Genomic DNA, 25,905 nt, shown 5'->3' with positions numbered 1-25,905 from the left:
ACGCCATGCGCGGCAACGTATACCACGGCATGGGCATGCCGGAGGAAGCCGTAAAGGATTTTACAAGGGCCATCGAGTTGAACATGGAAGAGAGGGACGTCCACCTCAACCGCGGGAACGCCTACGTCGCCATGGGTGACTACGGCCGGGCGGTTAAGGACTTCGACTTCGCTATAGTCCTCGACCCTAAGAGCGCGGGCGCCTACTACGGCCGCGCGAACGCCTACGGCGCCATGGGCGGCCACACCCGCGCGATAGAGGACTACTCGCGGGCCCTGGAGATATCCCCCGGCTTCGACGCCGCCTACAACAACAGGGGGATCGCCTACGGGATTACGGGAAAGCTCGCCGCCGCCATAAAGGACTTTACGAAGGCCGTCGAGCTCAACCCCGGAAACGTCACGGCCTACAATAACCGGGGGAAGGCTTACTTCATGGCGGGGAACCACGAGCCGGCGATAAGGGACCTCGACGCCGCCGTGCGGCTCGACCCCTCCTACGGGGACGCCTACCGCAACAGGGGTTTGATCCATTCGCAGTTGGGGAACGCCGAAGAGGCGGCCGCCAACTTCAAAAAAGCGAAGGAACTCGGGGCGGGGGGGGCGGGAGGAGGGGGAGGAGGCGGTTGATGTTGCCGGGGTTATTCCTCCACGGTTACTTTTCCGTACATCACCTTATGGATAAAACATATGTAGTAATAGTCGCCCGGTTTCTCGAACGTATACTCCCATGCCTGCCCCGGTTCGATCTTTGGAGAGAAAAGCCCTCCCCTGCCTACAAAGGACAGGATAGAGGAGAGCAGGTGGGTTTCCGTATCGTTGTTTATCCACCGTACGGTCTCGCCTGTTTTTACGGTCACGTTGTCGGGCCTGAATATGTTCTTCACCTTTTCGGTAGACAGGGCTTCGACCGTGTGGACGCCGTTTAAGGGTGCCGTACGGACCGGCGGCGACAACCTCGACTCAAAAATCTTCTTCTTCACCTCTTTAAGAGGACTCGTATCCCTGGTTATTTTTTTATACTCCATTGCCATGCTTTCGGCTACGTAGAAGTTCGACTCCCTTTTTTCCTCCGTTGTCTCCGGGAGCAGGGCCTCCTCGATAAGCGCGTCGATCTCTCCCGGGACCTTCTCGATGTTTATTCTCACAACGTGGTCCATCATATCGGAGCTTTGAGCGGAAAGGGCCTCTTCGAACCTTTCCGTAATCTCCGACGCAACGCCGTACCCCGCCCCGCTTGTTGCAAAAAGGGCCGCTAGGATTAAGAGAAAAACCAACCTCTTGGGGTTCATGGCCTGACCTCCTTTATTGGTAACTATATTCAGAGCCTATACCCCGCTATGCGCCTTGTCAAGCGGCGCCCCATTTCTATTTTAAGGCACCCGGATCTATGTTAATGTTGACGCAGGGCTACCGATGAATACCGCTTTCATATACTCCGACCGCTTCGCCGACTTCTCCTACGGCGCGGACCACCCGATGAGGCCCATGAGGCTCGGGCTCACCCGCGAGCTTATCGAGGAGAAGGGTCTGCTCGACCTGCCCGGTGCCGAACTTGTAGAGGCGAGGAAGGCGACAGAGGAGGAGGTATTGCTTGCGCATACCCCGGAATACATCGCGGCGCTGAAAAAAGCCGATTCCGGGGAGGTGCCGCCGGATGGGGGCAGGTACGGCCTCGGCTTCGGCGACAACCCGTCTTTCCCGGGCGTATACGAGTGGTCGTGCTATTCGGCCGGCGCCTCGGTTCAGGCCGCCGAGTTTGTGGCCGGGGGAAAGGTCCGGACCGCTTTTAACATAGCGGGCGGCCTTCATCACGCAATGGCGGAGAGGGCCGCGGGCTTTTGCTACATAAACGACCCCGTGGTCGCCATAAAGTATCTCGCGGGTCTGGGCAAGCGCGTGGCCTACGTGGACATAGACGCCCACCACGGCGACGGCGCCGAGGCGGCGTTCTACGATACCGACCGTGTCCTTACCGTCTCGCTCCACGAGAGCGGGGAGTTCTTATTTCCGGGAACGGGTTCTTCAAAGGATATAGGGACGGGCAAGGGAAAGGGCTACTCCGTAAACCTCCCCTTCCCTCCCGGCACCGGAGACGACCTGTTTGTGCGGGGTTTTAACGCGGTAGTGCCGTCGTTCATGGAGGCCTTCGCTCCGGACGTGCTCGTAACGCAGCTCGGGGTGGATACCTTCGCGAGCGACCCCATAACGCACCTTCAACTCACGACAAACGGCTTCGAGGAAATGGTGAGGGGCTTCAGGGCGCTCGGCCTCCCGTGGGTGGCGCTCGGCGGGGGCGGCTACGAAATGGATAATGTAAAGAGGGCGTGGACGCTCGCGTGGGCCGTTATGAACCACGCGGAGGGGATGGAGGGGCTGGCCTCCATAAGGGATAAGCCCGCCCCGGATACGTCCGGGGAGGACGACAGGAAGGCCGTGCAAACCGGGATAGATTACCTGTTAAAAGAGGTCCTGCCTCTTATAGGCTCGTAAAAAATGTCTTACTCGTTATCGGTCGGTATGTGCTTTATGGCGCGGATGACCTCCTTGCCCTCCGGCCCCCTGGCGAACTTTATGAACTCCGCCACCGCCCCCGTGGGCTCCCCTTTGGTTACGACGTTATAGTCCTGGTAGAAGCGGTATCTGGCCGGGAGGGTCTCCTCGGTCGGGAGAAGGCCGTCTATGGTAAGGACCTTTACACGGTCGTCGTGGTAGCCGTATATCTGCTGACCCAGGGCCCCTTCGTTCTCCGCGACAACCGCGTTGGCGTTCTCGACCGGGTTCCCCCGCTTCTTAAGCTCCACTATGTCCTCACCGTATGGGGCGGCCTGTTGGCCCATGGTCTTCCTGACGCACGGGGCGAGATAAGCGTTCCGTATCTCCATGTCCTTCCCCCCGACCTCTTTCCAGTTCCTTATCCTGCCGCTGAATATACCCTTTACCTGCTCGTAGGTCAGGTCGTTCACCGGGTTGGTCTTGTTTACGATAAGCACTATCGGGGACTTCGCTACGATGTTGTTGACCGTCCCCTCGGGGAGGACGCTCAGGGCGTTGGCGTGGGTGCTGACCCCTATCTGCACCTCTCCGGCCGCGGCCCGGTGCACGCCCATGTTGCACTTACCCCCGGTTATCTCGAACCCGGCGCCGTTCCTTTCGGAAAAAGCCTCCGACAGCTTCTTCGCCAGCGGGAGCGAGCACGGGTCCCCCATGAGGGTGATGGCCTCGCCGGCAATCGCCGGGGCCGAAAGGAGCAAGGTCGAAAAAGCGGCAAGTACGACGGTCCTTATAAAAAAGCTCATGGCACGGCCTCCTTTGAGTTCGGGTCTACCTTAGAGTATGCCGCCATAATACCAATATGTCAAATTGAAGTTTTCAATGGCATTGGGTGGGGCCATAGAGGGGGGCGGTCGTCCGGAATCTGAAACACCATCAGGGAGTTGTCGCTGGTCAGTTCGTCGCAGCGGGGGATTCTGCCACGGTAAAGCGCAGCTTTTCCTTGTAGTAATTGTTCAAGAACACTTTGACGGTCCATCGTCCCGGCGGCCTTTCGTCCTCGGGGTCAAGGGACATCCACCCCCATGTCTTCCAGTAGGAATCTTTGGGGGTCGTCGTATATGAACCGGAGCTGATTATCCGGCCGTCCGGCGCGTACCACTCCCACCTTACGACATACTTCTTGCCGGGTTCGAGGTCGAACCACTCGGTAAACACATAGACCTTCTTCCCCTGTCCCTTCTCGAATGTATTACCCGGGTCCACGAGGTAGGCCGTCTTCCCCTCCTTTTTAATGCCGTTGCACGTAACGGTCCTGAACTTGCTGTCCTTGTGGGTCCGGAACGACATGCCGCAGCCGGTGGAAACTATTACCGCCGCGACGAGAAAAAGGAGAAACCTTGTGGTGTGCCCGGGAGAGTTCATGGACCTCCGGTATGGCAACGGTTGCTTAAAACCCTTCTCAGGGAAAGACTAACACGGGTTAGGTTTACGGGCAAGGACAACGTAAAGTGGGGTCGGGAAAGCCACTAAGCCCCCTCCTTCCCCGAGTACGTAACGCAGTAGAGCCTCCCCTCCTTAACCGCCGCCATAAGACACTTGTTGCACGATATGCACCGGGCCCTACGCCTGTCGCCCCCGGCCCACCTGTTTATCAGGTCGGGCTCGGATATAAGGGGTCTCGCGAGGCTGAAGAAGTCGGCCGTGCCCTCTTCGTATATCGCCTCCGCCACCTCTATCGACCTCACGCCGCCGACGAGGATCAAAGGACACGTAATCTCGGGCCGAAACTCCTTGGCGCAGACCCTGAAGTATGCCTCCTTCTCGGGCCCGTCTATCCCTTCCCTCGCGGGCATGCGCTCGCCCGAGGCCGGAGTGCCGCCGCTAAGCTCTATGGCGTCTATCCCTATATCCGAGAGTTTCTTGCACACTATGACCGACTCCGCGGCCGTAAGGCCGGGCGCGACGAAGTCGGCCGAGTTTATCTTTACCATGACGGGCCAGTCCGTGCCGACCTTTTCCCTTATCGCCTCGTAGACCTCGACCACTATCCGGGCCCTCGTCTCTATCGGCCCCCCGTACTCGTCCTCGCGCCTGTTGGTGTAGGGCGAGAGGAACTCGCTCAAGAGGTAACCGTGGGCCGCGTGCATCTCCACGCCGTCGAAGCCGGCTTCCTTCGCCCTCCTCGCGGCCTCGGCAAAGTCCGTGACGGTCCTCCTTATGTCGTCGACCGTCATCTCCTCGGGCTCGGTGCCGAAGGCCCGCTCCTTAACGGCCGACGGCGCTTCGAGCGGGAAGCCCGTCTCGAACCTCGACTGCGCCCCGCCGTGGGCTATCTGGAGGGCGACCTTGCCGCCCTCGGCGTGCACCACGTCGGCGATCTTCTTAAGGCCCGGGATAAGGGCGTCGTCGTCCGCCCCGAGCATCCCGGCGTTGCACTTGCCGCGCTTGTTGACGAAGGCGAAGCCCGTAAGTATAAGCCCCACCCCGCCCTTTGCGAGGTCCCTGTATATCTCTACCAGCCCGTCGGTCACCCCGCCGTCTTCGGCAGCCATCCCCTCCCACGTGGCCGACCTGACGAAACGGTTCCGCAGCTCCATCGTACCGATAGATACGTTCTCAAAAAGCTCGCTCATAAGGGGTCTCCTTTGTTAATAGCCTTCGACCTTCCAAATATACCCCCTTTTTCCGGGCTTGACAATACCCTTCTAACAAAATATGCTCTTATACAGAGCGCCATAACTTCGCATACCTTCGTTGCTCCTCGGCTCGTCGTTGCGGCGTACTAAAGGTACGCCTCACTCCTCGCCTTCGTCGCGCCTCGGTCTGCTTTGTTCTGACGCTCTGTATAGTGCGGGCTTGCTCTCAGGAGGTGGTTTTTTGATAATAGGCGTTCCAACGGAGATAAAGGAAAACGAATACCGGGTATCGGTGGTGCCTGCGGGCGTTAAGGAGCTTACCGAAGCCGGCCACCGGGTGGTTATCGAGGCCGGCGCAGGCCTCGGAAGCGGCATAACCGACGGGGAGTTCGAAGAGGCCGGGGCCGAGCTTTTAGAGAGCGCCGAAGAGGTCTTTGCCGCGGCCGAACTCGTAATAAAGGTAAAAGAGCCCCGGCCGGCCGAGTACGGCTACCTGAGGGACGGCCTCCTGCTATTTACCTTCCTCCATCTCGCGGCTGAAAAGAAGCTCGCCAAAGCCCTTATGGATAGCGGCGTTACGGCCATAGCATACGAGACGGTCGAAGTCGAAGGCGAGGGTCTGCCCATCTTAAGGCCCATGAGTGAAGTGGCCGGAAGGCTCTCGGTACAGCTCGGCGCGCACCACCTCCTGAAACCCTACGGCGGGGAGGGGGTGCTCTTAAGCGGCGTGCCCGGAGTGGAGCACGGGAAAATCCTCATAATCGGCGCGGGCACGGTCGGGGTAAACGCCGCGAGGGTCGCCTCGGCCCTCGGGGCCGAGGTCACGGTAATAGATGTAGATACGAACAAGTTCACCTACATAGAGGACATACTCGACGGCAGGGTCAAGACCCTCATGTCGAACTCCTATAACATAGAGGAGACCGTCGTCGAGTGCGACCTCCTTATAGGCGCGGTGCACACGCCCGGGGCGAGGACGCCCACGCTCGTAACCAAGGAGCTCGTCTCTCGCATGAAAAAGGGCTCGGTCATAGTGGACGTGGCCGTTGACCAGGGCGGGTGCGTGGAGACCATAAGGCCCACCACCCATTCAGACCCCGTCTACGTCGTGGACGGGGTCCTGCACTACGGAGTTACGAACATGCCCGGTGCCGTGCCCCGGACCTCCACCTTCGCGCTCACCAACGTCACCACGCCATACCTCCTGAAGCTCGCCAACCTCGGCTTCGCAAGGGCGATAAAAGAAGACCCTTCGCTCTTAAGCGGTGTGAACGTCCACAAAGGAAAGATAACCCACCCGGCGGTCGCCGAAGCGGTGGGCATGGAGTGCGACCCCCTTCCATCTCCTAACTCATGAATGACAAGGCCCTGCACATCCTTAGAGCCGTCTTTGGCTATGACAGCTTTCGCTTTCGCCAGGAGGAGGTAATCGGTCAGCTTATAGCCGGCGCCGATGCGCTGGTGCTTATGCCGACCGGGGGGGGCAAATCGCTCTGCTATCAGATACCCGCCATGGTGCGCCCCGGAACGGGCATTATCGTCTCGCCGCTGATATCCCTTATGCAGGATCAGGTGAGTGCGCTTCTGCAATCGGGCGTGCGTGCCGCCTACCTGAACTCCACCCTTGGTGCGGATGAGAGCCTGCGCGTGGAAGAGCAACTGCTCGGCGGAGCGCTCGACCTCGTATACGTGGCGCCCGAGCGGCTTATGACACCACGCTTTCTTGACCTGCTGGACCGTGCCGCCCTTGCTCTCTTCGCTATCGACGAGGCCCACTGCGTCTCCCAGTGGGGGCATGATTTTCGCCGGGAGTATCTCCAGCTCTCCGTCCTGCACGAGCGCTTTCCCGATACACCACGTATCGCGCTTACGGCCACCGCGGATGAGTACACGCGAAGCGAGATAATAAAACGCCTGAACCTCGAAAAAGCGAAGATATTTATAAGCGGCTTCGACCGGCCTAACATCCGCTACCGCATCACCCTGAAACAAAAACCCCGCGAGCAACTGCTTCGTTTTATAGAAGACGAGCACCGGGGGGACGCTGGCATCGTCTATTGCCTGTCGCGGAAAAAGGTCGACTTCACAGCCGAGTGGTTAAAGGAAAAGGGGTTTAAGGCACTGCCATATCATGCGGGCCTTTCCGCGAAACTCCGCGGGCGCCATCAGGACCGCTTCCTCAAGGAAGAAGGCATAATAGTAGTCGCTACCATAGCCTTCGGCCTTGGTATCGACAAGCCGGACGTGCGCTTTGTCGCCCACCTGGACCTGCCCAAGAGCATGGAGGCCTACTACCAGGAAACCGGACGCGCGGGGCGTGACGGTCTTCCGGCCAACGCGTGGATGGTATACGGTCTGCAGGATATCGTCATGCTGAGGCGGATGATCGAAGGCTCCGAGGCTGACGAGACCCGAAAACGCATAGAGCGTCACAAGCTCGACGCCCTGGTGGGCCTGTGCGAGGTAACGACCTGCCGCCGTAAGATCCTCCTCGGGTACCTCGGTGAAAAGCACCCGGATAATTGCGGCAACTGTGATACGTGTCTTGAGCCTGTCGAAACGTGGGACGGCACGGTTGCGGCTCAAAAAGTCCTCTCATGCGTCTACCGGACCGGCCAGAGGTTCGGGGCCGCCCACCTGACCGATGTCCTGCTCGGCCATGACACGGACCGCGTCCGCAGTTTCGGCCACGACCGGCTGAGCACCTTCGCCATAGGAAAAGAGCTGGACGCGCTCGCGTGGCGCTCGGTCGTACGGCAGCTTGTGGCAAGAAACTTTCTGAGCGTGGATGTGGAGGGCTTTGGCTCCATGCAATTGACGGAAGAGTCCCGCGCCGTACTGAAAGGCGAAATGCAGCTGCGTCTCAGAAAGGAAAAGAAGCCCGAGAGAAAATCGAAGAAAGAACGCTCCCGGCGCAAGAAGGGCCCCAAGGCCTGGGCCCCGGAATCCGGAGACGGAAAGCTCTGGGAGGCGCTCAGAACACGCCGCACAGAGATAGCGAGCGCGCAGGGCGTGCCGCCCTATGTCATCTTCCACGATACAACCTTCGAGGAAATGGTACGCCGCCGCCCCAAAGAGCTTGACCAAATGCGTTCCATTACAGGCGTGGGCGAACGAAAACTCGAACTATACGGCAACGACTTCCTTAATATCATCCGCGAGCACGGCTGAGGAAACCTTTTTATTAAGAAGGTTTCCCCCCGGTAATACTCCTTCAGCGTCGGTCGGCCAAGGGGTCCGGGGGGCAATAAACCCTTGGAAAACCGTGCTTTTGTCTTGACTCTCCACTGCAAAATACGATAATCTCCGATATTGAGCAAAATTCCGCCTTAAGGGGGATAAGGGACAGGTTTGCAAAGTAGAGGACAGGAGTTCAAACAGCGCCTGGAAAGGCTCCAGGCCTTGAGGGAGAGTGGGGTAGACCCCTTCCCGAACGACTTTAAGCCGGGCTCGACCTCGGCCGAGGTAGCGGAAAGGTTCGGCGCCCTTACGGCCGAGGAGCTAGAGGCAAAGGACGAGAGCGCCCTTATCGCCGGGAGGGTCGTGGCCTTGAGGCGTTTCGGCAAGGCCTCTTTCGCCCATATCCAGGACAGGAGCGGCAGGCTCCAGGGGTATTTTAAGAAGGACATACTTGATGAGGAGACTTGGGCCCTCTTCAAGGGCTGCGATGTCGGGGACATAGTCGGCGTTGGTGGAAGGCTATTCCGGACACGCACCGGAGAGTTGACCATTGAGGTGAAGACCTTAAGGCTCCTCGCCAAGGGGCTTAGCCCGCTGCCCGAGAAGTGGCACGGCCTTAAGGACGTCGAGGCAAGGTACCGGCAGCGCTACCTCGACATAATGGTAAACCCCGAGGTCAAGGAAGTATTCAAGAAAAGGACCGCGATCGTGCGCTACCTGAGGGAGTTCCTGGACTCCCGGGAGTTCATGGAGGTCGAGACCCCCATGATGCAGCACATCCCCGGAGGGGCGGCGGCCAAACCCTTTATAACGCGCCATAACGCGCTCGGGATGGACCTCTATCTCCGCATAGCCCCGGAGCTCTACCTTAAAAGGCTCGTCATAGGCGGCATCGAAAGGGTCTACGAGATAAACCGCAACTTCAGGAACGAGGGCGTATCCACCCAGCATAACCCCGAGTTCACCATGCTCGAGTTCTACCAGGCATACGCCACGTTCGAGGACCTGATGCTCCTTACCGAGGAGATGATAAGCTCGCTCGTCAACGAGCTTAACGGCTCGATGGAGACCGTCTACCAGGGCGAGCCCCTCGACTTCACCCCGCCCTGGGACAGGATTACCGTAAAGGACGCGATAGCCAAGTACTCCGACGCGGGCGAAGATATCTTCACCGACAGGGACAAGGCGGAGGAGTTCTTGAAAGGGTTAAACCCGAAACTTCCCGAGGGGCTCGGCCACGGAAAGCTCCTGGTGGAGATATTCGAGCACGTTGCCGAGCACAAATTAATCCGGCCGACCTTCGTGACGCACTACCCTGTCGAGGTCTCCCCCCTTTCAAGGAGGAGTGCCTCGGACCCCTCGCTCGTCGACAGGTTCGAGCTCTTCATTGCGGGTAAAGAGATAGCCAATGCCTTCAGCGAGCTTAACGACCCGGTGGACCAGAGAGAGAGGTTCGAGTTGCAGGCGAAGGAGCGCGAGGCCGGGGACCAGGAGGCCCAGCCGATGGACGAGGAGTTCCTGAGGGCGCTCGAGTACGGCATGCCGCCCACGGCCGGTGAGGGCATAGGCATAGACAGGCTCGTCATGATACTGACTGATTCTTCTTCGATACGCGACGTGATACTCTTCCCCCTCCTGAAGGAAGAGAGGCGGGAGAGCGAGGGGGGGCCGGAAGGGTCTGGAGGGCCGGAAGCCCGCTCATCGACCGAGGAGGCCGAAACCCCGCTCAAGGTAAAGGGCTGAAGAGAGATGTCTTACGAGCTTTTTATCGGGCTCAGGTACCTCGGGGCGAAGCGCAAGCAGGGCTTCATCTCGGTCATAACGTTTATATCGATACTCGGCATTACCGTGGGCGTGACGGCGCTCATAATCGTACTCTCGGTCATGAGCGGCTTCGAGGAGGACCTGAAGGAGAAGATTCTCGGAGTGAACGCCCACGTGGTGGTGATGGAGTTCGGCGGCGCGATGAGCGGCTACGAGGAGGTGGCCGAGGGGGTGAGGCGGGTGGACGGGGTCGTCGGCGCGACACCGTTCATATACGGCCAGGCAATGCTCTCGTCGAGGTCCGGGGTCATGGGGAGCGTGGTAAGGGGGCTGGACCTCGAGACCGTGGGGGACGTAACGCTCCTGCCCGAGAGGATGAAGGAGGGCTCGATCGAGGGGCTCGGCGCCTCGTTCGATGATACGCAGGCCACCGGAGAGCTCCCCGGTATAGTGCTCGGCGCCGAGCTCGCGAGAAGCCTCGGGGCGAGAGTGGGCGGCGAGGTCAACGTGGTATCCCCGAGTACCGCGGCCATGGGCACCATGCCACGGATGGCGGCCTTCCGCGTAGCGGGCATATTCGAGTTCGGCATGTACGAGTACGACTCGGGCCTGGCCTTCGTCTCCATCGAGAACGCGCAGAGGTTCTTCAAGCTCGACGGGACGGTCAGCGGCGTGGAGGTCAAGATAGACGACATATACGGGGCGAAGGAGGTGGCCGCAGCCATAGAGGCGGAGCTTACGGGCCCCTACTGGACCAGGACGTGGATGGAGATGAACAGGAACCTCTTCTCCGCGCTTAAGCTCGAGAAGGCGGCCATGTTCATAATCCTCATGCTCATAGTGCTCGTCGCGGCCTTGAACATAATAAGCACGCTCATAATGGTCGTTATGGAAAAGGGCAAGGAGATAGCCATACTGAAGAGCATCGGCGCCACCTCGGGCGGCATAATGAAGATATTCATGATAGAGGGGGTGGTGATAGGGGTGGTCGGGACGCTCCTGGGGACCGTGCTGGGGCTCGTCGGCGCGTGGAACCTCGAGGCGGTGGTGGGCTTCTTCGAGAGGGTTTTTGACTTCAAGGTCCTGCCCCCGAGCGTTTACTACATCGACAAACTGCCGTCGAAGGTGGAGCCTTACTTCGTGGCGCTTGTGGCCCTGGTCTCGCTTGCGATAAGTTTTCTGGCAACGCTTTACCCGTCGTGGAAGGCCTCGAAGCTGGACCCGGTCGAGGGGCTCAGGTATGAGTGATGTTGTTCGCCGGGCGGGATACGGAGAAGGTCACGGCGTTAATGGAGAAGGCCGAGAGGTATCTCGCCAAGGGCAAGCTCATAAACGCCCTTGCCGTGTACGACGAGATAAGCTCGTTCGGAGACAGGGACCCGCGTATATACGTGCGGCTGGGGGACATAGCGAGGAGGCTTGATGACTCCGAGTGCGCGGCGTTGCACTATACGTCCGCAGCGGACTGCTTCGTAAGGCAGGGCTTTCTTATAAGGGCGATAGCCGTATGCAAGGTAATAACCCATCTGGACCCCTCGAAGGAGGGCGTGCACGGCAGGCTGGCCGAGCTTTGCGTTGAACACGGGGTGGTTAAGGGGGAAAGGGCCACGGCGGCCGGGGCGGAGACGGTGGTCCGGCGGACCCCGTTCTTCTCGGATCTGACTGGTGAAGAGTTCCTGGAGGTCGTAAAAAAGGTCGGGTGCCATAACGTAAGGCGCAGTGCGAGTATTTTCAGGGAGGGCGACGACGGCGACTCCATATACATCGTCGCGAGCGGCCGCATGGAGGCCGTGTGCCGGACCGGGGACGGTAAGGCGGTTAGGGTGGCGACTTTCGGCGAGGGGGAGTTCTTCGGAGAGTTCGGCTTCTTCTCTGAGGAGAAGAGGGCGGCCACGGTCAAGGCCGTCGAGCCGACCGCGCTCCTCGAGATGAAAAGGGCCGACATGCTCGCTATAGCCTCCAACCATCCGGGGTTGTCCAAGGTGCTTTTTGATTTTTACAAGGAGCGCGTCGTGGAAAGGTTCATGGCGTATTCGAGGGTGTTTCGGCCCATGAAGAGGGAGGACAGGAGAGCGGTGCTCAAACGTCTTGTCCTGGAGAGGTTCGACAAAGGGGCCGAGGTAATGAAGAAGGGCGAGAAGGGCAACACCATGTATCTCATAAAGGCCGGCAGGGTCGAGGTATGGGTGCCGGATGAGGACGGGGGCGGGAAGCGGGTGATCGCCGAACTCAAGGAGGGGGACTTCTTCGGCGAGGTGGCGCTTGCCACGAGCAGGCCGCGCACGGCGAACGTGACCGCCGTTACGGAAATCGAGGCGGTACTGTTTTCAAGGACCGTTATGAAAGAGATAATCGCAGGCCACCCCAGGGTTAAAGAGATACTCAAGGGGATCATAAAGGAACGGACGGCAGGCGCGGTGAGGTGCGGGGAGCATGCCTCCGCCGCCCCCATGCTGTAGGGAAAGAACGCGCCCATGTCGTTCATTTCCGTAGAGGGTCTTTACAAGGCTTACGGTAACGGGAAAAAAAGCGTGGAGGTCTTGAACGGCATAGACCTCACGGTGGAGAAGGGAGAGACCGTTGCCATACTCGGCGCCTCGGGCGTGGGGAAGTCCACGCTGCTGAACGTCATAGGCGCACTCGACAGACCCACAAAGGGGAAGGTGCTCTACCGGGACGAGCCCATATTCAGCTTCGACGAGAAGAGGCTCGCCGCGTTCAGGAACAGGAACATAGGCTTTGTTTTTCAGTTCCACCACCTGTTGCCGGAGTTCACAGCGCTCGAGAACGTAATGCTGCCCGCGCTGATAGGAGGGGATGACAGGGCACGGGTAAGCGAGAGGGCCGAGGCGCTCTTAAAGGAGGTCGGCCTCGGCGAGAGGCTCGACCACAAACCCGGCGAGCTCTCCGGCGGGGAGCAGCAGAGGGCCGCCATAGTGCGCGCCGTGGTGCAGATGCCCGAGGTGATACTCGCCGACGAGCCCACGGGCAACCTGGATACAAGGACGGGAGAAGATGTGTTCGAACTCCTCTTGAAGCTTAACAGGGAGAGGGATATAACTCTCATGGTAGTCACGCACAACGAGGCGCTGGCCGCCAGGCTCTTGAGGAGGCTGCATATGGTGGACGGGAAGATCCGGGAACTTTAGAAGCCCGGGACGGGTCCGTACAACTTAGAGAGGGGACGCGACTGTAGATGAAACTTACTCGATTACTTTTTATTACCGTCTTTTTATTTTCGGTCTTTACCCACCATGCCTGGGCCGGGCAGGCGGATACCAGGGTGGCGGTACTTCCCTTCGACATGCACAGCGACGTCGACATATCGGAGTTGAGAAGGGGTGTGATGGAGGTCATGGCCGGTACGCTCCACGATGCGGGTGCCGAGGTGGTGGGCATGGAGCTCATAAAGGGGCTCGTGCTCAAAGGCGGGGTGGAGAGCTTCGACGAGGGGACGGCCATTGAGATATCGAAGAAGGCCGGGGCCGACTTCGCCATCCTCGGCTCCGTCTCCAGCCTCGGCGCGGCGCTCGGCGCGGACTGGCGCATATTCGATATCAAGGAGGGGAAGCTCCTGAGGTTTTACCACAAGGACGCCTATAGCGAGGATGAGCTCCTGGACGGCATCGAGCGGACCGCCCGCTCCATGTACGATAGGATGGTCGCCCAGTCCGAGGCCGTGCCTGCGGCCGGGAAGGACACCATAGAGAGAATAGAAGTGGTCGGCAACAGGAGGGTCGATGACGAGGCGGTCGTAAAGGAGGTCGTGAGCAAGGTCGGCCGTCCCTTCTCCCCGGACGATGTCAAGGATGATATACGCCGCATCTTCGGCATGGGCTACTTCGAGGGCGTGGTCGTCGACCTCTCAGACGGCGCCTCGGGCAAGGTGCTCACCTTTATCGTGGAGGAAAAGCCGCTCGTAAAGAGCGTAACCCTGAGCGGCAACAAGGAGTTCCTGGACGATAAGATTAACGAGGTGCTGACGGTTAAGACCGGCACCGTGCTCGACAGGGTCATAGTCAAGGAGGACGCCGAGAGGATAAAGCTCCTCTACGAGGCCGGGGGGTACTACCTGGCCTCGGTGAAGCCCGAGGTCATCTACGAGGGGGACAGGGTCGAGGCCGGCGTGGTCTTCAATATAGACGAAGGGGCGCTGGTCAAGGTAAAGAGGATAACGATAACGGGGAACGAGGTCTTCTCGGACAGGAAGCTAAAGCGCCTCATGGAGACCAAAAAGGCCGGACTCTTTTCTTTTATAACCGGCTCGGGGACCTTCAACGAGTACATCTTCCAGAGCGACCTGTCAAAGGTAATGAAGTACTACTTCGACAAGGGCTATATACTGGCGGACCTGGTCGACGAGAGGGTGCTCTTGAGCGAGGACAAGAAGTGGTTCTATATAACCATCACCTTGAAGGAAGGAGCGCGGTTCAGGGTGGGGGATATAGAATTAACGGGCGAGATACTGACCACCAGGGAGGAGCTCAGAGAGGCGCTCAAGATAGAGAGCGGTGATGTGTTCAACAGGTCCAGGTTCAACGAGGGTGTCGACGCCATGAGCTTCATATACGGCGACAAGGGGTACGCCTACGCGGACTTCGACATAAAGACCGGGGTGAATGAGGAGGATAATACAGTTGGTCTGACCATCAATATAACCAGGAACGAGCTGGTTTACATAGAGAGGATAGACATAGCCGGTAACGTCAGGACCAGGGACAAGGTCATAAGGCGCGAGGTGGAGGTGGAGGAAGGCGAGCTCTACTCCTCCACGGGCCTTAAGAGGAGCAGGAGCAACCTGAGGAGGCTCGGCTACTTCGAGGAATCGGAGATAACCGAGAGCGAGGGAAGTGATGCGGGCAAGATGAACGTCGACGTGAAGGTGGAGGAGCGGCCTACCGGTTCGGTGAGCTTCGGCATGGGCTACAGCTCCTCGGACAAGGTGGTGCTCACGGCCGCCATCTCCCAGGGCAACCTCTTCGGGACCGGGCTGAAGTTGAACCTCTCCGGCACGGTGAGCGCCAAGAGCTCCAACTACGTGTTCAGCTTTACCGAGCCGTGGCTGTTCGATAAGCCGCTTTCCGCCGGTTTCAATATTTTCGATACGATGAGGGAGTACCCGGACTTCGACACCGACAAGCAGGGGTTCGGGTTGAACTTCGGCTTCCCCGTTTATAAAAGGACCACCCGCGGGTTCATCGGCTACAGGTATGAAAGGGTGGAGATAAGCGACGTGTCGGAGACGGCCAGCCCCACCATAAAGGAGGAGGAGGGCACCAGCAAGGTGAGCAGCGTCAGGTTCGGGATAGTGTACGACACGCGCGACGATTACTTCTTCCCCAACGAGGGCTCGTTGGTGAACTTTTCCACGGAGGTCGCCGGGGGTGCGGTCGGCGGCAACATCAACTTCGCAAAGTACAACATCTCCGCGTTGAGATACTTCCCGATGCCGTGGGATACTACCTTAGCCTTAAGGGGGGCCTACGGTTACGTGCACAGCTTCGCAGGCAAGGAGGTCCCGATTTACGAGAGGTTCTTCCTGGGGGGCATAAACTCCCTAAGGGGCTTTGAGACCCGCTCCATAGGCCCGAAGGACCCGGTTACGGGCGAGAACATAGGCGGAGACACGATGGTGGTGATGAACACCGAGCTCATCTTCCCCCTCTTCCCGGACTACAAGATGAAGGGGGTCGTCTTCTTCGACATGGGCAACGCCTATGACGGCTCGGTGGAGTTTGGGGACTTGAGGGAGAGCATCGGGGTGGGCGTGAGATGGTTCTCGCCCATAGGGCCCATAAGGATAGAGTGGGGATATAACCTCGACCCGGAGGACGACGAAAAACAGAGTATCTGGGAGTTTACCGTCGGCGGAATGTTCTAACCGGAGACGGAATAAATACAAAAGGAGAGTAATATGAAGAAGATGATTTCAATGGCGGTCATGGCGTTGCTGGTATGCTCGGCACAGGCCTTCGCCGCGGACCTGAAAATAGGCTATGCGGACCTCCAGAGGGCGCTTAACGAGTGCACGGCCGGGATAAAGGCAAGGGAAGACCTTCAGACGGAGGCCAAGCAGAAGGAAGAGGAGTTGAACGGGAAGCAGGAGGAGCTGAAGAAACTCAAGGACGAGATGGATGAGAAGGGCGCGGTATGGAACGAGGATACGCGCAAGGCCAAAGAGCAGGAGTTCAGGGAGAAGAGCAGGGAGTTCCAGAAGCGGTTCGCCCAGTACGGCGAGGAGTTCAACAGGAAACGGGAGGAGACGGAAAAGAGGATAATCGAGGAGCTGAGGGACGTGGTCGAGGAGGTGGCCAAGGATAAGGGGTATACCTTTATCTTCGAAGCCACCGTAGGCGGCATCCTCTATGCCCCCCCCAGTGCGGACGTGACGGACGCGGTAATAAAGGCGTACGACGGGAAGGTAAAGTAAGAGCGGACCATGACCGTTAAGAAGACCCTTGAAGAGTTGGCCGTCCTTGTCGGAGGCCGCGTGGCCGGAGACGGCTCGGTAGTAATCACCGGGGCGGCCGGGCTTGAGGGGGCGGGCCCCGGAGACATAAGCTTCTGCGCGAGTTCCAAGTACGCCCGGCTTTTGGAGGCCACGGACGCCGGGGCCGTGATAGTCCGCGACGGCGGGGCGGGGGATGAAGGAAAAGGAATAAATCTGCTTCTGGTCGAAAATCCCATGCTGGCCTGGACGGCAATACTTAAAGAGTTGAGTCCTCAGCCTCCGCCGCCGCCGGGCGTCCACCCCGGGGCGGAGGTCCATCCGGACGCCGTTTTCGGCAGGGACGTGTCCATAGGCGCTAACGCCTTCGTGGACTGCGGCGTGAGGCTCGGCGACGGGGTCGTAATAATGCCCGGCGTTTACATAGGCAGGGACGTCCGGATAGGCGACGGGACCGTCATATACCCTAACGTGTCGATACGGGAGGGGACGAAGATAGGAAAGAGGGTCGTTATACACTGTAACTCGGTTATAGGCGGTGACGGCTTCGGCTATGTGAAGGTCGGCTCGAGACACCATAAGATCCCCCAGGTCGGTATCGTCAGGATCGGGGACGACGTGGAGATAGGGGCCTGCGTTACCGTGGACAGGGCCACCACCGGCGAGACGGTCATAGGCAGGGGTACCAAGATAGACAACCTCGTACAGTTCGGCCACAACGTCAGGATCGGGGAGGACGCCATCATAGTAGCCCAGGTGGGCATAGCGGGCAGTACCACGGTAGGCAACCGCGTCACGCTCGCCGGCCAGGCCGGCGTTATCGACCATATCGAGATAGGGGACGACACCACCGTAGGTGCGCAGTCGCTGGTTAAAAACATCCTGCCGCCCAAAGGGGTGTTCACGGGCTACCCGGCCCTCCCGCACGGGGAGTGGCTGCGGGCACAGAGCATATTTTCAAAGCTTCCCGAGATGAAGAAAAAACTCAGGGAGCTTGAAAAAAAGGTCGAGGCCCTGGAGGGTAAAGGCAAGTAGGAGCGCGCACCCCCGCGAAACGAAAAGGAGGTCACGGTGACGGATAAAACGATAGACATAAACGAGATACTCGGCATCCTGCCCCACCGCTATCCCTTTCTTCTCATAGACAAGGTGGTGGAGTTCGAGGAGAACAAAAGGGCGAAGGGGATAAAGAACGTCACCATAAACGAGCCCTTTTTCCTCGGCCATTTCCCAGACCACCCGATAATGCCGGGGGTCCTCATAATAGAGGCCATGGCGCAGGTGGGCGGCATCCTCGCGTTCAAGTCGGCCGGAGCGCAGAACAAGCTCGTTTACTTCATGGGGGTGGACAAGGCGAGGTTCCGGCGTCCGGTCATGCCCGGCGACACCCTTGAAATGACACTCGAGGTAAAGAAGGTCAGGGGGACGATATGGTCCTTCAAGGGCGAGGCGTATGTGGGGGATAAACTCGTCGCCGGGGCGGAACTCATGGCGACCATAGTGGAGAGGGAAGCGGGGGAATGACGAAACCGGCAGCTGAAACGAAGGAAGTCCGGGTACACCCTACGGCCCTGGTACACCCGAGCGTGGAGTTCGATACGGGCGTCGCGGTGGGGCCGTATTCGGTTATAGGCGAAGGGGTCCGGATAGGCAGGGACACATGGGTAGGCCCTCACGTGGTTATAGAGGAGAGGACCTCCATAGGAAAGAACTGTAAGGTTTTCCAGTTCACGTCCATAGGCGCCCCCCCCCAGGACATCGGCTACAAGGGCGAGGAGACCGAGACCGTCATAGGCGACAACAATATAATAAGGGAGTTCGTGACCATACACAGGGGTACCGCCAGGGGCAAAGGGAAGACCGTCTGCGGCGATGACAACCTCTTTATGAACTACGTGCACATAGCCCATGACTGTGAGGTAGGCAATGACGTGATAGTGGCCAATGCCGCCACGTTCGCCGGCCACGTGACGGTGGAGGACCACGCCATAGTGGGGGGGCTCGTGCCCATACACCAGTATGTGCGTATAGGGGCGTACTCTATGGTCGGGGGGGCCTCGGCCGTAAGTAAAGACGTCCCCCCATACGTTATGGCGGTCGGCAACAGGGCCCATATCTTCGGGCTCAACGCGGTCGGGTTGAGGAGACAGGGCTTTTCAAGGGCCGACATCAAGGAGATAAAGAAGTGGTACAATATCCTCTTCCGCTCCCATCTGAAAATGAAGGAGGCCGTCGAGAAACTCAAGTCCGAGGCCGGCGATTCGGTCCACGCGAAGAGGTTTATCGAGTTCATTGAGAAGTCCACGCGGGGGGTGATGAGGGAGAGGATAAAGGTTCGGCCCGAGGGAGAGGAAGGCTAATGGCCGGAAGGAAAACCAGAACAAAAATAAGGGCGGGTGTGGTGGGGACCGGCTATCTGGGCCGCTTCCACGCCGAGAAGTACGCCGAGCTCGAGGGCGTGGAGCTGGTGGGCGTGGCCGACCTGGACCTGGAAAAAGCCCGGGAGGTGGCGGCGAAGGTCTCGACCGAACCGTTTCCCTCCCATAAGGACCTCCTGGACCGGGTGGACGCGGTAAGTGTCGTTACCCCCACGGAGACCCACCATGAAATAGGTATGGACTTTCTCTCGAAAGGGGTGGACGTCCTTATAGAAAAGCCCATAGCCGTTACCGCGGAAGAGGCCGGGGCCCTTATAGAAGAGGCGGAAAAGCGCGGGGCGGTACTCCAGGTCGGACACCTCGAGAGGTTCAACTCCGCGGTGGTGGCGCTCGAGGGCAAGCTCACCGCCCCCATGTTCATAGAGGCCCACAGGCTCTCCACCTTTACCACGAGGGCGCTGGACGTGGACGTGGTGCTCGACCTCATGATACACGACATCGATATCATACTGAACCTCGTGGACGCGGACGTCGAGGCCGTCGAGGCCGTGGGCATACCGGTTATCTCCGACAAGGTCGACATAGCCAACGCGAGACTGAAGTTCACGAACGGCTGCGTGGCAAACGTCACGGCGAGCCGGGTCTCCAACGAGAGGCTCCGGAGGACCAGGCTCTTTCAGCCGGACGCCTACATTGCCATCGACTACGCGGCCCAGCACATCTCCATCTCAAGGCGCATGAAGGGAGAGGAGGGAGGGCCGCCAGCGATAGTCCGCGAGGAGCTCGACATAGAGAGGAAGGACTCGCTAATGGAGGAGATAAAGTCCTTCATAGAGTGTTCCGCCGGGAAGAAGGCGCCGCTTGTCTCCGGCAGGGACGGACGGAGGGCGCTCGAAGTGGCACACCGGATACAGGAGTCGGTGGACAGCTCGATGGCCGTTTTTCGGGGCTATATGAAAAAGGCCTCCGATGTTGCCGGGCAATAAGGGGTTTTTCCACCCCCCACCCCCCCCGCCACCCCACCACGGGAAGATATGACCGGCAGCATACTGATGATAAGCGGAGAGGCCTCCGGGGACCTCCACGGCGCCAACCTCATAAAGGCCCTCAAGGCCGCAATGCCCTCGCTCGTGGTCAAGGGCATGGGCGGGAAGAAGATGAGGGCCGCGGGGCTCGAGGGGCTGGACTCCACACCCCTTGCCGTCGTGGGGATAGTCGAGGCCGTTAAAAAACTTCCCCCCATAAAAAAGGCGTTCGGATATCTCAAAAGGCTTCTGAAGAGCGAACGTTTCGACTGCGTGGTCCTCATAGACTACCCGGACTTCAACCTGCGTTTCGCCGCACTCGCGAAAAAAAGCGGGGTCCCGGTCGTATACTACATAAGCCCGCAGGTCTGGGCATGGCGCAAAGGAAGGATAGGAAAGATAGCGCGTCTCGTGGATAAGATGCTCGTGGTGCTCCCGTTCGAGGCGGAGCTTTATAAAGATACCGGGCTCGACGTCGAGTACGTGGGACATCCGCTCGTGGATACCGTCTCCTGCGACATGACGAAGGCCGAGGCGAGGGGCTATCTGGGTCTCGCCGAGGACAGTACCGTTATAGCGCTGCTTCCCGGCAGCAGGGTCGAGGAGGTGGAGCTCCTCCTCCCTCCCATGGCGGAGGCGATGGGTGTTGTCGGAGCGGAGCCGGGATTTAAGTTCGAGGTCGTACTCCCCGTAGCCGACTCCATAGACGACGCTCAGCTTGAACGGCTGCTTAGTGCAAGCCCTCTACCGGTAAAGCTCCTTCACGGCAGGACGTACGAGACCCTTAGGGCGTCCGACGCGGCCGTTGTCGCATCCGGCACCGCCACGCTCGAGGCCGCCCTCATTAAGACCCCCATGGTTATAGTCTACAAGGTTTCGCCTGTCTCGGCCCTTATAATCAGGACCCTTATAGATATCGACCTCCTGGGACTGCCGAACATAATCTCCGGCGGAAAGATCGTGCCGGAGCTGATTCAAGAGGAGGTGACTCCCCCGAACATAGCCAGGGAACTCCTCGGCATACTCAAAGACCCCGAGAGGCGCAGGACCATGGAGGAGTCTCTTGAAGCCATGAGGGATAAGGTGGACGGGCACGACGCGGCCGGCCGGGCGGCAATGGCCGTAAGGAAGGTGATGGAGGGCGCCCCATGAAGATGTTCATGAGGCTCCTGGAGTTCGTCCGTCCATACTGGTTGACCCTTGTCCTGGCGGTCGTGTGCATGGTGGTCTTCGCGATCACCAACGGGGCCATGGCCTACCTCATAGGACCGGCCATGAAGTTCCTCTTCTCCCCCGACGTCCCGGCCTCCCGGCCTTTAATCCCCTTCGACCTCTTTGTCATACCGAGGGAGAAGATGGTCATGGCCATCCCGCTTGTCATAATAGCCGTAGCTATTTTAAGGGGGTTGAGCGCTTTCGGCAACACCTACTATATGTCTTATGTCGGGCAGAGGGTGGTAACCGATTTGAGAAAAAAGTTCTACGAGCACACCCTGACCCTGCCGGTGGACTACTTCAGCTCCCACCCGTCAGGGACCCTCGTGTCCCGCCTTACGGCCGACGTGAACATGCTCCAGAGGACGACCGTAAACGCCGTAGCGGTCATCTTCAAGCAGGTACTGACGGTAGTCGCCCTTCTCTCCGTAGTAGTATATATGGACTGGGAACTGACCCTTGTAGCCCTTGTAGCCTTCCCCCTTGCCCTCTATCCCATGAGGACGCTCGGCAAGAGGATGAGGAGGGAGTCCAAAAAGGGACAGATTACGATGGGCGCCCTGACGTCGCTCCTCTACGAGACCATAACCGGCGTAAGGGTGGTCAAGGCGTTCGGCACCGAAGAGTATGAGGTGGACAGGTTCTCCCGTGAAAACGAGCGCTTTACGAAGTACAGTCTAAGGACCATACGGGTGCGTGGCATGTCGAACCCGCTTATGGAGATGATCGGCGCCGTGGGGTTCGCGCTCACTATATGGTACGCGGCGCACAGGATAACCAGCGGCACCCTGGCGCCGGAGTCCTTCATTTCTTTCTTTGCCGCCGTTCTTATGCTCTTCAGGCCTTTGAAGGCGCTTAACGGAGTGCACCTTTCCATACAGCAGGGGCTTGCCGCGGCCTCGCGCGTCTTCGAGGTAATGGACACGCCCGGCGAGTTTGAGGCGCGGAAGGGAACCGAGAAGATTACGGGGTTAAGCGAGGGGGTGGAATTCAGGGGGGTCTCTTTCAGCTACGGAGAGGAGCCGGTCCTTAAGGGCGTGAGCCTCAGGGTCGAGAAGGGCGAGAAGGTTGCGCTGGTGGGGGCCAGCGGGGAGGGAAAGACGACCTTCGTAAACCTCATACCGAGGTTTTACGACGTAACCGGGGGGGGCATCTTTATAGACGGTACGGACATAAGGGACATAGACCTTACCTCCTTGAGGTCGCAGGTAGCCATGGTCTCCCAGCAGGTAGTACTCTTTAACGATACCGTGAGGGCGAATATCGCCTACGGAGACCCGGAGAGGCGCATGGAGGATATCCGGGCCGCGGCGCTGGCGGCCAACGCCCACGACTTCATCTCGAAGCTCCCCGACGGCTACGACACCGTCATAGGCGAGGGTGGGATCACCCTCTCCGGCGGACAGAGACAGAGGGTCTCGATAGCGAGGGCCATACTCACCGACGTCCCCATACTCATAATGGACGAGGCCACCAGCGCGCTCGACACCGAGAGCGAGGTCGAGGTGCAGAAGGGGCTGGAGAACCTCATGGAGGGGCGCACGAGCTTCGTCATAGCCCACAGGCTCTCCACCGTTAAGAACGCGGACAGGATAATCGTATTCTCCGGCGGCTCTATCGTTGAGACGGGCCGGCACGAGGAGCTCCTCGCGCTCGGCGGCGAGTACGCACGAGTCTACAACCTGCAGTTCGGCGGGCAGGAGAAGATAGCATGACCGCTCCGAGGAAAAGGTGTAATAGATGAAGCTCAAGAAGATTTTGAAAAGCCGAATAGTCATAGAGGCCCTGACCTTCCTCGGCTCGCTCCTTATAAGGTTTATCGCCGCGACCATGCGGTTTACCCATGTGAACTTCGACCACCTGCAAAAAAGACTCGATGAGGGCGGGAAGATAATAGTGGCCTTCTGGCACGGCAGGCTCCTTATGATGACGTATGCGAGCCCAGGTCACATAGCGACCCTCCTCGTCAGCAGGCACGGGGACGGGGAGCTTTTAGCGAGGGTCCTCGAGAGGTTCGGGATGAAGTGCGTAAGGGGCTCGTCCACCCGGGGGGGGGCCGAAGGCATGATGGGACTGGTAAGGGCCGCCGCCGAAGGAGAGCACTTAGTCATAACTCCGGACGGCCCGAGGGGCCCCGTGTTCGAGGCCAAGATGGGCGCCGTAAAGCTAGCGTCCATGACCGGGCTGCCCATAATGCCCTGGACCTTCGGTGCTTCAAAAAAAAAACCTTTAAGAGCTGGGACGGGTTTATCCTGCCCGCTCCTTTCTCGAGAGGGGTCTTTATCTGCGGCGACCCCATTCATGTAAGCCGGGACGCCGGGGAGGAGGAGTTCGAGAGTAAGCGGCTCGAGCTCGAAAAGAGCCTTAACGACATAACGGCCCGCGCGGACGGCTACTTCTCCTGAGAAAGCTCCAACGGCCTGAGAAAGCTCCAACGGAATGATCCATACCTTCTATGATATAGTCCTCCACCTGGCTTTTATCCTCCTCATCCCCTACTTTATCTTCAGAAGCATCTCTCTGGGAAAGTACCGTAGCGGCACGGCCGAGCGGTTCGGCTTCATCGCCCCGGAGAGGCTCGAAGCGCTTGCGGGGGGAGGGGGGAGGGTAGTATGGTTCCATGCGGTCTCCGTGGGGGAGACAAAGGCCGTGCTGCCGCTTGTGAGGCTCCTGAAGGAGCGGCACCCCGAGTTAAAGGTCGTCTTCTCGACCGTAACTCCGACGGGTAACAGCGTGGCCGAAAAAGAGGGAGAGGGGCTTATCGATTCCCTCTTATACTTCCCCGTGGACTTCTCCTGGGTGGTAAGGAGCGTTGTAAGGCGTATAAACCCCGCCGCGTTCGTCGTCGTGGAAAAAGAGGTCTGGCCCAACTTCGTGCGCGCGCTGAAGGAGAGGGCCGTTCCCATAGTGGTCGTGAACGGGACCGTATCGGAGAGGTCCTTCAGGGGATACCGTCGTTTCCACTTCCTCTTCAAGGATGCGTTTGCGAGTATCTCACGTTTCTGCGCCCGGACCGACGAGGACGGCCGGAGGGCGCTGGAACTCGGGGTGCCGCCGGAGAGGATGGTCGTGGCCGGGAACATAAAGTTCGATATGGAAGCGAAGGGGCTTGGTCCGGCGGACGCCGCAGAGTTGAAGAGCTCGCTCGGCCTCCGGCCGGACGACAGGGTGGTCGTTGCCGGAAGCACCCATGCCGGCGAGGAGGAGATAGTACTAAGGGCCTTCAAAGAGTTGAGGGAGGAGTTCCAGGGACTTAAACTCGTCCTGGCGCCCAGGCACCCCGAGAGGTTCGACGAGGTGGAGTCTATCGTCAGGGGGACCGGGCTTGCGTTCTCCAGGAGGAGTGCCGGGGGCGGAGAGAGGGCCGGGTCGGGCCGGCCGGACGTAATCATCCTCGACACGATGGGGGAGCTCGGCCGGGTCTACGGCATCTCGACCGTCGCCTTCGTCGGCGGGACGCTCGTCGAGATAGGGGGGCATAACCTGCTCGAGCCCGCGCTCTTCGGAAAGCCTGTCGTCTACGGCCCCCACGTAAACGTCTACCTGCAGATGGCGGAGATGCTCGAGCGGGCGGGGGGGGTGGGGGCCTCGAAGAGGGTGAGTGACGGGGAAGGGCTCAAAGAGGCGCTAAGAGAGATATTGAAGGACGGGGCATTGAGGGAGAAGATGGGAAAGGCCGCGGCCGAGGCGGTGGAGGCCAATAGAGGCGCTACCGAAAAGGTTTTCCACATTATAGAAGGGTTCCTAGAGGTATAAGCTCATATGGAAGACGGCGTAAGAGAGAGGGAGAAAGCGTCCGTTCTTGAAAGGTGGATGAACGAGAAGGATATCGGCACGGCGCCCCATGTAGCCCTTTATCTCCTTTCTCTCGTCTACGGCGCGGCCGTGAAACTCAGGCTCTTTCTCTACGGCACCGGGTTGCTCAAAAGCGAAAAACTCCCCTGCAAGGTCGTATCCGTCGGTAACATTACCGTCGGCGGCAGCGGCAAGACGCCGGTTACCATATATATAGCCTCCCGGTTGCGCGAGAAAGGCATGAAGGTGGCGATACTCAGCAGGGGTTACGGGAGGAGCTCCAAAGGCGTGAAGGTCGTATCCGATGGAGAGCGGGTTTTGCTCGGCCCGGAAGAGGCGGGTGACGAGCCGTGCCTCATGGCGGAAAGGCTCGAGGGGGTGCCTGTAATAGTGGGAGAGGAGAGGGTCCGGAGCGGACGGCTTGCGATTGAAAGGTTCTCGCCCGACGTGCTGCTGCTCGACGACGGCTTCCAGCACATAAAGATCGAAAGGGACGTAAACCTTCTCCTTCTTGATTCGAAAAGAGGCTTTGGCAACGGCTTCTTGGTCCCAAGGGGTGTACTGAGAGAACCTGTCAATGCCGTGGCCAGAGCGGATATTGTAATGGTAAAGGGTGACGGGCCGGACAACCCCCCGGCAGCCGAACTGAAAAAGCCCGTAATAAAGTTCTCCTACAACCCCACCGGGCTCGTCGAGGTCAAGAGCGATACCCGAACGGGCGTAGAGCGCCTTAACGGAAAAAGAGTCCTTGCCGTGGCCGGCATAGCCGAGCCCGGCTCGTTCCTCGAAACGCTTCGCGAAGCGGGCGCCGAGGTCGTCGGATACCTTGCCTATCCGGACCACCACCGCTATACACCGGCGGAGATGAAGGAGATAGAGGACGCGTCTCAAGGGGCGGATATAGTCGTTACGACCGGGAAGGACGCGGTGAAGCTAAAACCTCTTTGCGGCGCGGGTATATCCGTATGG

23 protein-coding genes are annotated in these 25,905 nt (G+C 59.2%); 19 read left to right on the top strand and 4 right to left on the bottom strand.

What is annotated here, in order from left to right; translation table 11 throughout:
* The coding region (locus tag V3W31_06870) for a tetratricopeptide repeat protein (protein MEE9614660.1) at positions 1–629 on the top strand (629 nt) is incomplete at its 5' end.
* A gap of 11 nt (positions 630–640) precedes the next feature.
* On the opposite strand, the gene V3W31_06865 is transcribed toward V3W31_06870, so the two are convergent.
* Positions 641–1,291 carry a plastocyanin/azurin family copper-binding protein gene (locus V3W31_06865; protein MEE9614659.1) on the bottom strand — a complete coding sequence of 217 codons (651 nt, stop codon included), beginning with the start codon at positions 1,289–1,291 and terminating at the stop codon, positions 641–643.
* Positions 1,292–1,415: 124 nt separating this feature from the next.
* Between V3W31_06865 and V3W31_06860 the strand changes: the two genes are divergently transcribed.
* Positions 1,416–2,492 (top strand): acetoin utilization protein AcuC, encoded by a 1,077-nt coding sequence (locus tag V3W31_06860; protein ID MEE9614658.1) that lies wholly within the window; start codon positions 1,416–1,418, stop codon positions 2,490–2,492.
* Between the two features lie 8 nt (positions 2,493–2,500).
* Here V3W31_06860 and V3W31_06855 read toward each other — a convergent pair whose 3' ends face one another.
* The 3 genes from V3W31_06855 to V3W31_06845 form a co-directional block, all read right to left on the bottom strand.
* Positions 2,501–3,298 carry a substrate-binding domain-containing protein gene (locus V3W31_06855; protein ID MEE9614657.1) on the bottom strand — a complete coding sequence of 266 codons (798 nt, stop codon included), beginning with the start codon at positions 3,296–3,298 and terminating at the stop codon, positions 2,501–2,503.
* Positions 3,299–3,446: 148 nt separating this feature from the next.
* A complete protein-coding gene (locus tag V3W31_06850) occupies positions 3,447–3,917 on the bottom strand; it encodes a hypothetical protein (GenBank protein MEE9614656.1) in 471 nt (156 codons plus the stop codon).
* A 104-nt stretch (positions 3,918–4,021) separates the two neighbouring features.
* Positions 4,022–5,128 carry an NADH:flavin oxidoreductase gene (locus V3W31_06845; protein ID MEE9614655.1) on the bottom strand — a complete coding sequence of 369 codons (1,107 nt, stop codon included), beginning with the start codon at positions 5,126–5,128 and terminating at the stop codon, positions 4,022–4,024.
* 244 nt (positions 5,129–5,372) lie between these two features.
* Between V3W31_06845 and ald the strand changes: the two genes are divergently transcribed.
* The 17 genes from ald to lpxK form a co-directional block, all read left to right on the top strand.
* A complete protein-coding gene (gene ald, locus V3W31_06840) occupies positions 5,373–6,488 on the top strand; it encodes an alanine dehydrogenase (GenBank protein MEE9614654.1) in 1,116 nt (371 codons plus the stop codon).
* Positions 6,485–8,302: a DNA helicase RecQ gene (gene recQ / locus V3W31_06835; protein MEE9614653.1), complete on the top strand. Its 1,818-nt coding sequence runs from the start codon at positions 6,485–6,487 to the stop codon at positions 8,300–8,302. Before ald ends, recQ begins: the two co-directional genes overlap by 4 nt.
* Positions 8,303–8,482: 180 nt before the next feature.
* Positions 8,483–10,054 carry a lysine--tRNA ligase gene (gene lysS, locus V3W31_06830; protein ID MEE9614652.1) on the top strand — a complete coding sequence of 524 codons (1,572 nt, stop codon included), beginning with the start codon at positions 8,483–8,485 and terminating at the stop codon, positions 10,052–10,054.
* Between the two features lie 6 nt (positions 10,055–10,060).
* Entirely contained in the window at positions 10,061–11,323 is a 1,263-nt protein-coding gene (locus V3W31_06825) for a lipoprotein-releasing ABC transporter permease subunit (protein ID MEE9614651.1), read from the top strand.
* Positions 11,323–12,534 carry a cyclic nucleotide-binding domain-containing protein gene (locus V3W31_06820; GenBank protein MEE9614650.1) on the top strand — a complete coding sequence of 404 codons (1,212 nt, stop codon included), beginning with the start codon at positions 11,323–11,325 and terminating at the stop codon, positions 12,532–12,534. The genes V3W31_06825 and V3W31_06820 overlap by 1 nt, the downstream gene beginning before the upstream one ends.
* 15 nt (positions 12,535–12,549) lie before the next feature.
* Complete coding sequence (locus V3W31_06815) at positions 12,550–13,224, top strand: ABC transporter ATP-binding protein (GenBank protein ID MEE9614649.1); 675 nt, start codon at positions 12,550–12,552, stop codon at positions 13,222–13,224.
* 47 nt (positions 13,225–13,271) lie between these two features.
* Positions 13,272–15,956: an outer membrane protein assembly factor BamA gene (gene bamA / locus V3W31_06810; protein MEE9614648.1), complete on the top strand. Its 2,685-nt coding sequence runs from the start codon at positions 13,272–13,274 to the stop codon at positions 15,954–15,956.
* Between the two features lie 33 nt (positions 15,957–15,989).
* Positions 15,990–16,505 carry an OmpH family outer membrane protein gene (locus tag V3W31_06805; GenBank protein ID MEE9614647.1) on the top strand — a complete coding sequence of 172 codons (516 nt, stop codon included), beginning with the start codon at positions 15,990–15,992 and terminating at the stop codon, positions 16,503–16,505.
* 9 nt (positions 16,506–16,514) lie between these two features.
* Complete coding sequence (lpxD, locus tag V3W31_06800) at positions 16,515–17,558, top strand: UDP-3-O-(3-hydroxymyristoyl)glucosamine N-acyltransferase (GenBank protein MEE9614646.1); 1,044 nt, start codon at positions 16,515–16,517, stop codon at positions 17,556–17,558.
* Between the two features lie 36 nt (positions 17,559–17,594).
* The gene (gene fabZ, locus V3W31_06795; protein ID MEE9614645.1) at positions 17,595–18,047 is read left to right on the top strand and encodes a 3-hydroxyacyl-ACP dehydratase FabZ; all 453 of its coding nucleotides are present in this window, start codon (positions 17,595–17,597) and stop codon (positions 18,045–18,047) included.
* Positions 18,044–18,883 carry an acyl-ACP--UDP-N-acetylglucosamine O-acyltransferase gene (gene lpxA, locus V3W31_06790; protein MEE9614644.1) on the top strand — a complete coding sequence of 280 codons (840 nt, stop codon included), beginning with the start codon at positions 18,044–18,046 and terminating at the stop codon, positions 18,881–18,883. The genes fabZ and lpxA overlap by 4 nt, the downstream gene beginning before the upstream one ends.
* Positions 18,883–19,887 carry a Gfo/Idh/MocA family oxidoreductase gene (locus V3W31_06785; GenBank protein ID MEE9614643.1) on the top strand — a complete coding sequence of 335 codons (1,005 nt, stop codon included), beginning with the start codon at positions 18,883–18,885 and terminating at the stop codon, positions 19,885–19,887. The genes lpxA and V3W31_06785 overlap by 1 nt, the downstream gene beginning before the upstream one ends.
* A gap of 48 nt (positions 19,888–19,935) precedes the next feature.
* On the top strand, positions 19,936–21,078 hold the full coding sequence (lpxB, locus tag V3W31_06780; protein MEE9614642.1) for a lipid-A-disaccharide synthase: 1,143 nt from the start codon (positions 19,936–19,938) through the stop codon (positions 21,076–21,078).
* Positions 21,075–22,856 (top strand): lipid A export permease/ATP-binding protein MsbA, encoded by a 1,782-nt coding sequence (gene msbA / locus V3W31_06775; protein ID MEE9614641.1) that lies wholly within the window; start codon positions 21,075–21,077, stop codon positions 22,854–22,856. The genes lpxB and msbA overlap by 4 nt, the downstream gene beginning before the upstream one ends.
* A gap of 25 nt (positions 22,857–22,881) precedes the next feature.
* Positions 22,882–23,448: a lysophospholipid acyltransferase family protein gene (locus V3W31_06770; GenBank protein MEE9614640.1), complete on the top strand. Its 567-nt coding sequence runs from the start codon at positions 22,882–22,884 to the stop codon at positions 23,446–23,448.
* A gap of 132 nt (positions 23,449–23,580) precedes the next feature.
* Complete coding sequence (locus tag V3W31_06765; GenBank protein MEE9614639.1) at positions 23,581–24,897, top strand: 3-deoxy-D-manno-octulosonic acid transferase; 1,317 nt, start codon at positions 23,581–23,583, stop codon at positions 24,895–24,897.
* 6 nt (positions 24,898–24,903) lie between these two features.
* Positions 24,904–25,905: tetraacyldisaccharide 4'-kinase (lpxK, locus tag V3W31_06760; protein ID MEE9614638.1), on the top strand; the 1,002-nt coding region annotated here is incomplete at its 3' end.

Source organism: Thermodesulfobacteriota bacterium, assembly GCA_036482575.1.
Taxonomy (GTDB): Bacteria; Desulfobacterota; GWC2-55-46; order GWC2-55-46; family JAUVFY01; genus JAZGJJ01.
This window is presented reverse-complemented; position numbering and strand designations above follow the sequence as displayed.

Bases quoted from the DNA above. Each gene is read 5' to 3' on its own strand.
- V3W31_06865 (MEE9614659.1), bottom strand. From the start codon at position 1,291: ATGAACCCCAAGAGGTTGGTTTTTCTCTTAATCCTAGCGGCCCTTTTT.
- V3W31_06860 (MEE9614658.1), top strand. From the start codon at position 1,416: ATGAATACCGCTTTCATATACTCCGACCGCTTCGCCGACTTCTCCTAC.
- V3W31_06855 (MEE9614657.1), bottom strand. From the start codon at position 3,298: ATGAGCTTTTTTATAAGGACCGTCGTACTTGCCGCTTTTTCGACCTTG.
- V3W31_06850 (MEE9614656.1), bottom strand. From the start codon at position 3,917: ATGAACTCTCCCGGGCACACCACAAGGTTTCTCCTTTTTCTCGTCGCG.
- V3W31_06845 (MEE9614655.1), bottom strand. From the start codon at position 5,128: ATGAGCGAGCTTTTTGAGAACGTATCTATCGGTACGATGGAGCTGCGG.
- recQ (MEE9614653.1), top strand. From the start codon at position 6,485: ATGAATGACAAGGCCCTGCACATCCTTAGAGCCGTCTTTGGCTATGAC.
- V3W31_06825 (MEE9614651.1), top strand. From the start codon at position 10,061: ATGTCTTACGAGCTTTTTATCGGGCTCAGGTACCTCGGGGCGAAGCGC.
- V3W31_06820 (MEE9614650.1), top strand. From the start codon at position 11,323: ATGTTGTTCGCCGGGCGGGATACGGAGAAGGTCACGGCGTTAATGGAG.
- V3W31_06815 (MEE9614649.1), top strand. From the start codon at position 12,550: ATGTCGTTCATTTCCGTAGAGGGTCTTTACAAGGCTTACGGTAACGGG.
- bamA (MEE9614648.1), top strand. From the start codon at position 13,272: ATGAAACTTACTCGATTACTTTTTATTACCGTCTTTTTATTTTCGGTC.
- V3W31_06805 (MEE9614647.1), top strand. From the start codon at position 15,990: ATGAAGAAGATGATTTCAATGGCGGTCATGGCGTTGCTGGTATGCTCG.
- lpxD (MEE9614646.1), top strand. From the start codon at position 16,515: ATGACCGTTAAGAAGACCCTTGAAGAGTTGGCCGTCCTTGTCGGAGGC.
- lpxA (MEE9614644.1), top strand. From the start codon at position 18,044: ATGACGAAACCGGCAGCTGAAACGAAGGAAGTCCGGGTACACCCTACG.
- V3W31_06785 (MEE9614643.1), top strand. From the start codon at position 18,883: ATGGCCGGAAGGAAAACCAGAACAAAAATAAGGGCGGGTGTGGTGGGG.
- lpxB (MEE9614642.1), top strand. From the start codon at position 19,936: ATGACCGGCAGCATACTGATGATAAGCGGAGAGGCCTCCGGGGACCTC.
- msbA (MEE9614641.1), top strand. From the start codon at position 21,075: ATGAAGATGTTCATGAGGCTCCTGGAGTTCGTCCGTCCATACTGGTTG.
- V3W31_06770 (MEE9614640.1), top strand. From the start codon at position 22,882: ATGAAGCTCAAGAAGATTTTGAAAAGCCGAATAGTCATAGAGGCCCTG.
- V3W31_06765 (MEE9614639.1), top strand. From the start codon at position 23,581: ATGATCCATACCTTCTATGATATAGTCCTCCACCTGGCTTTTATCCTC.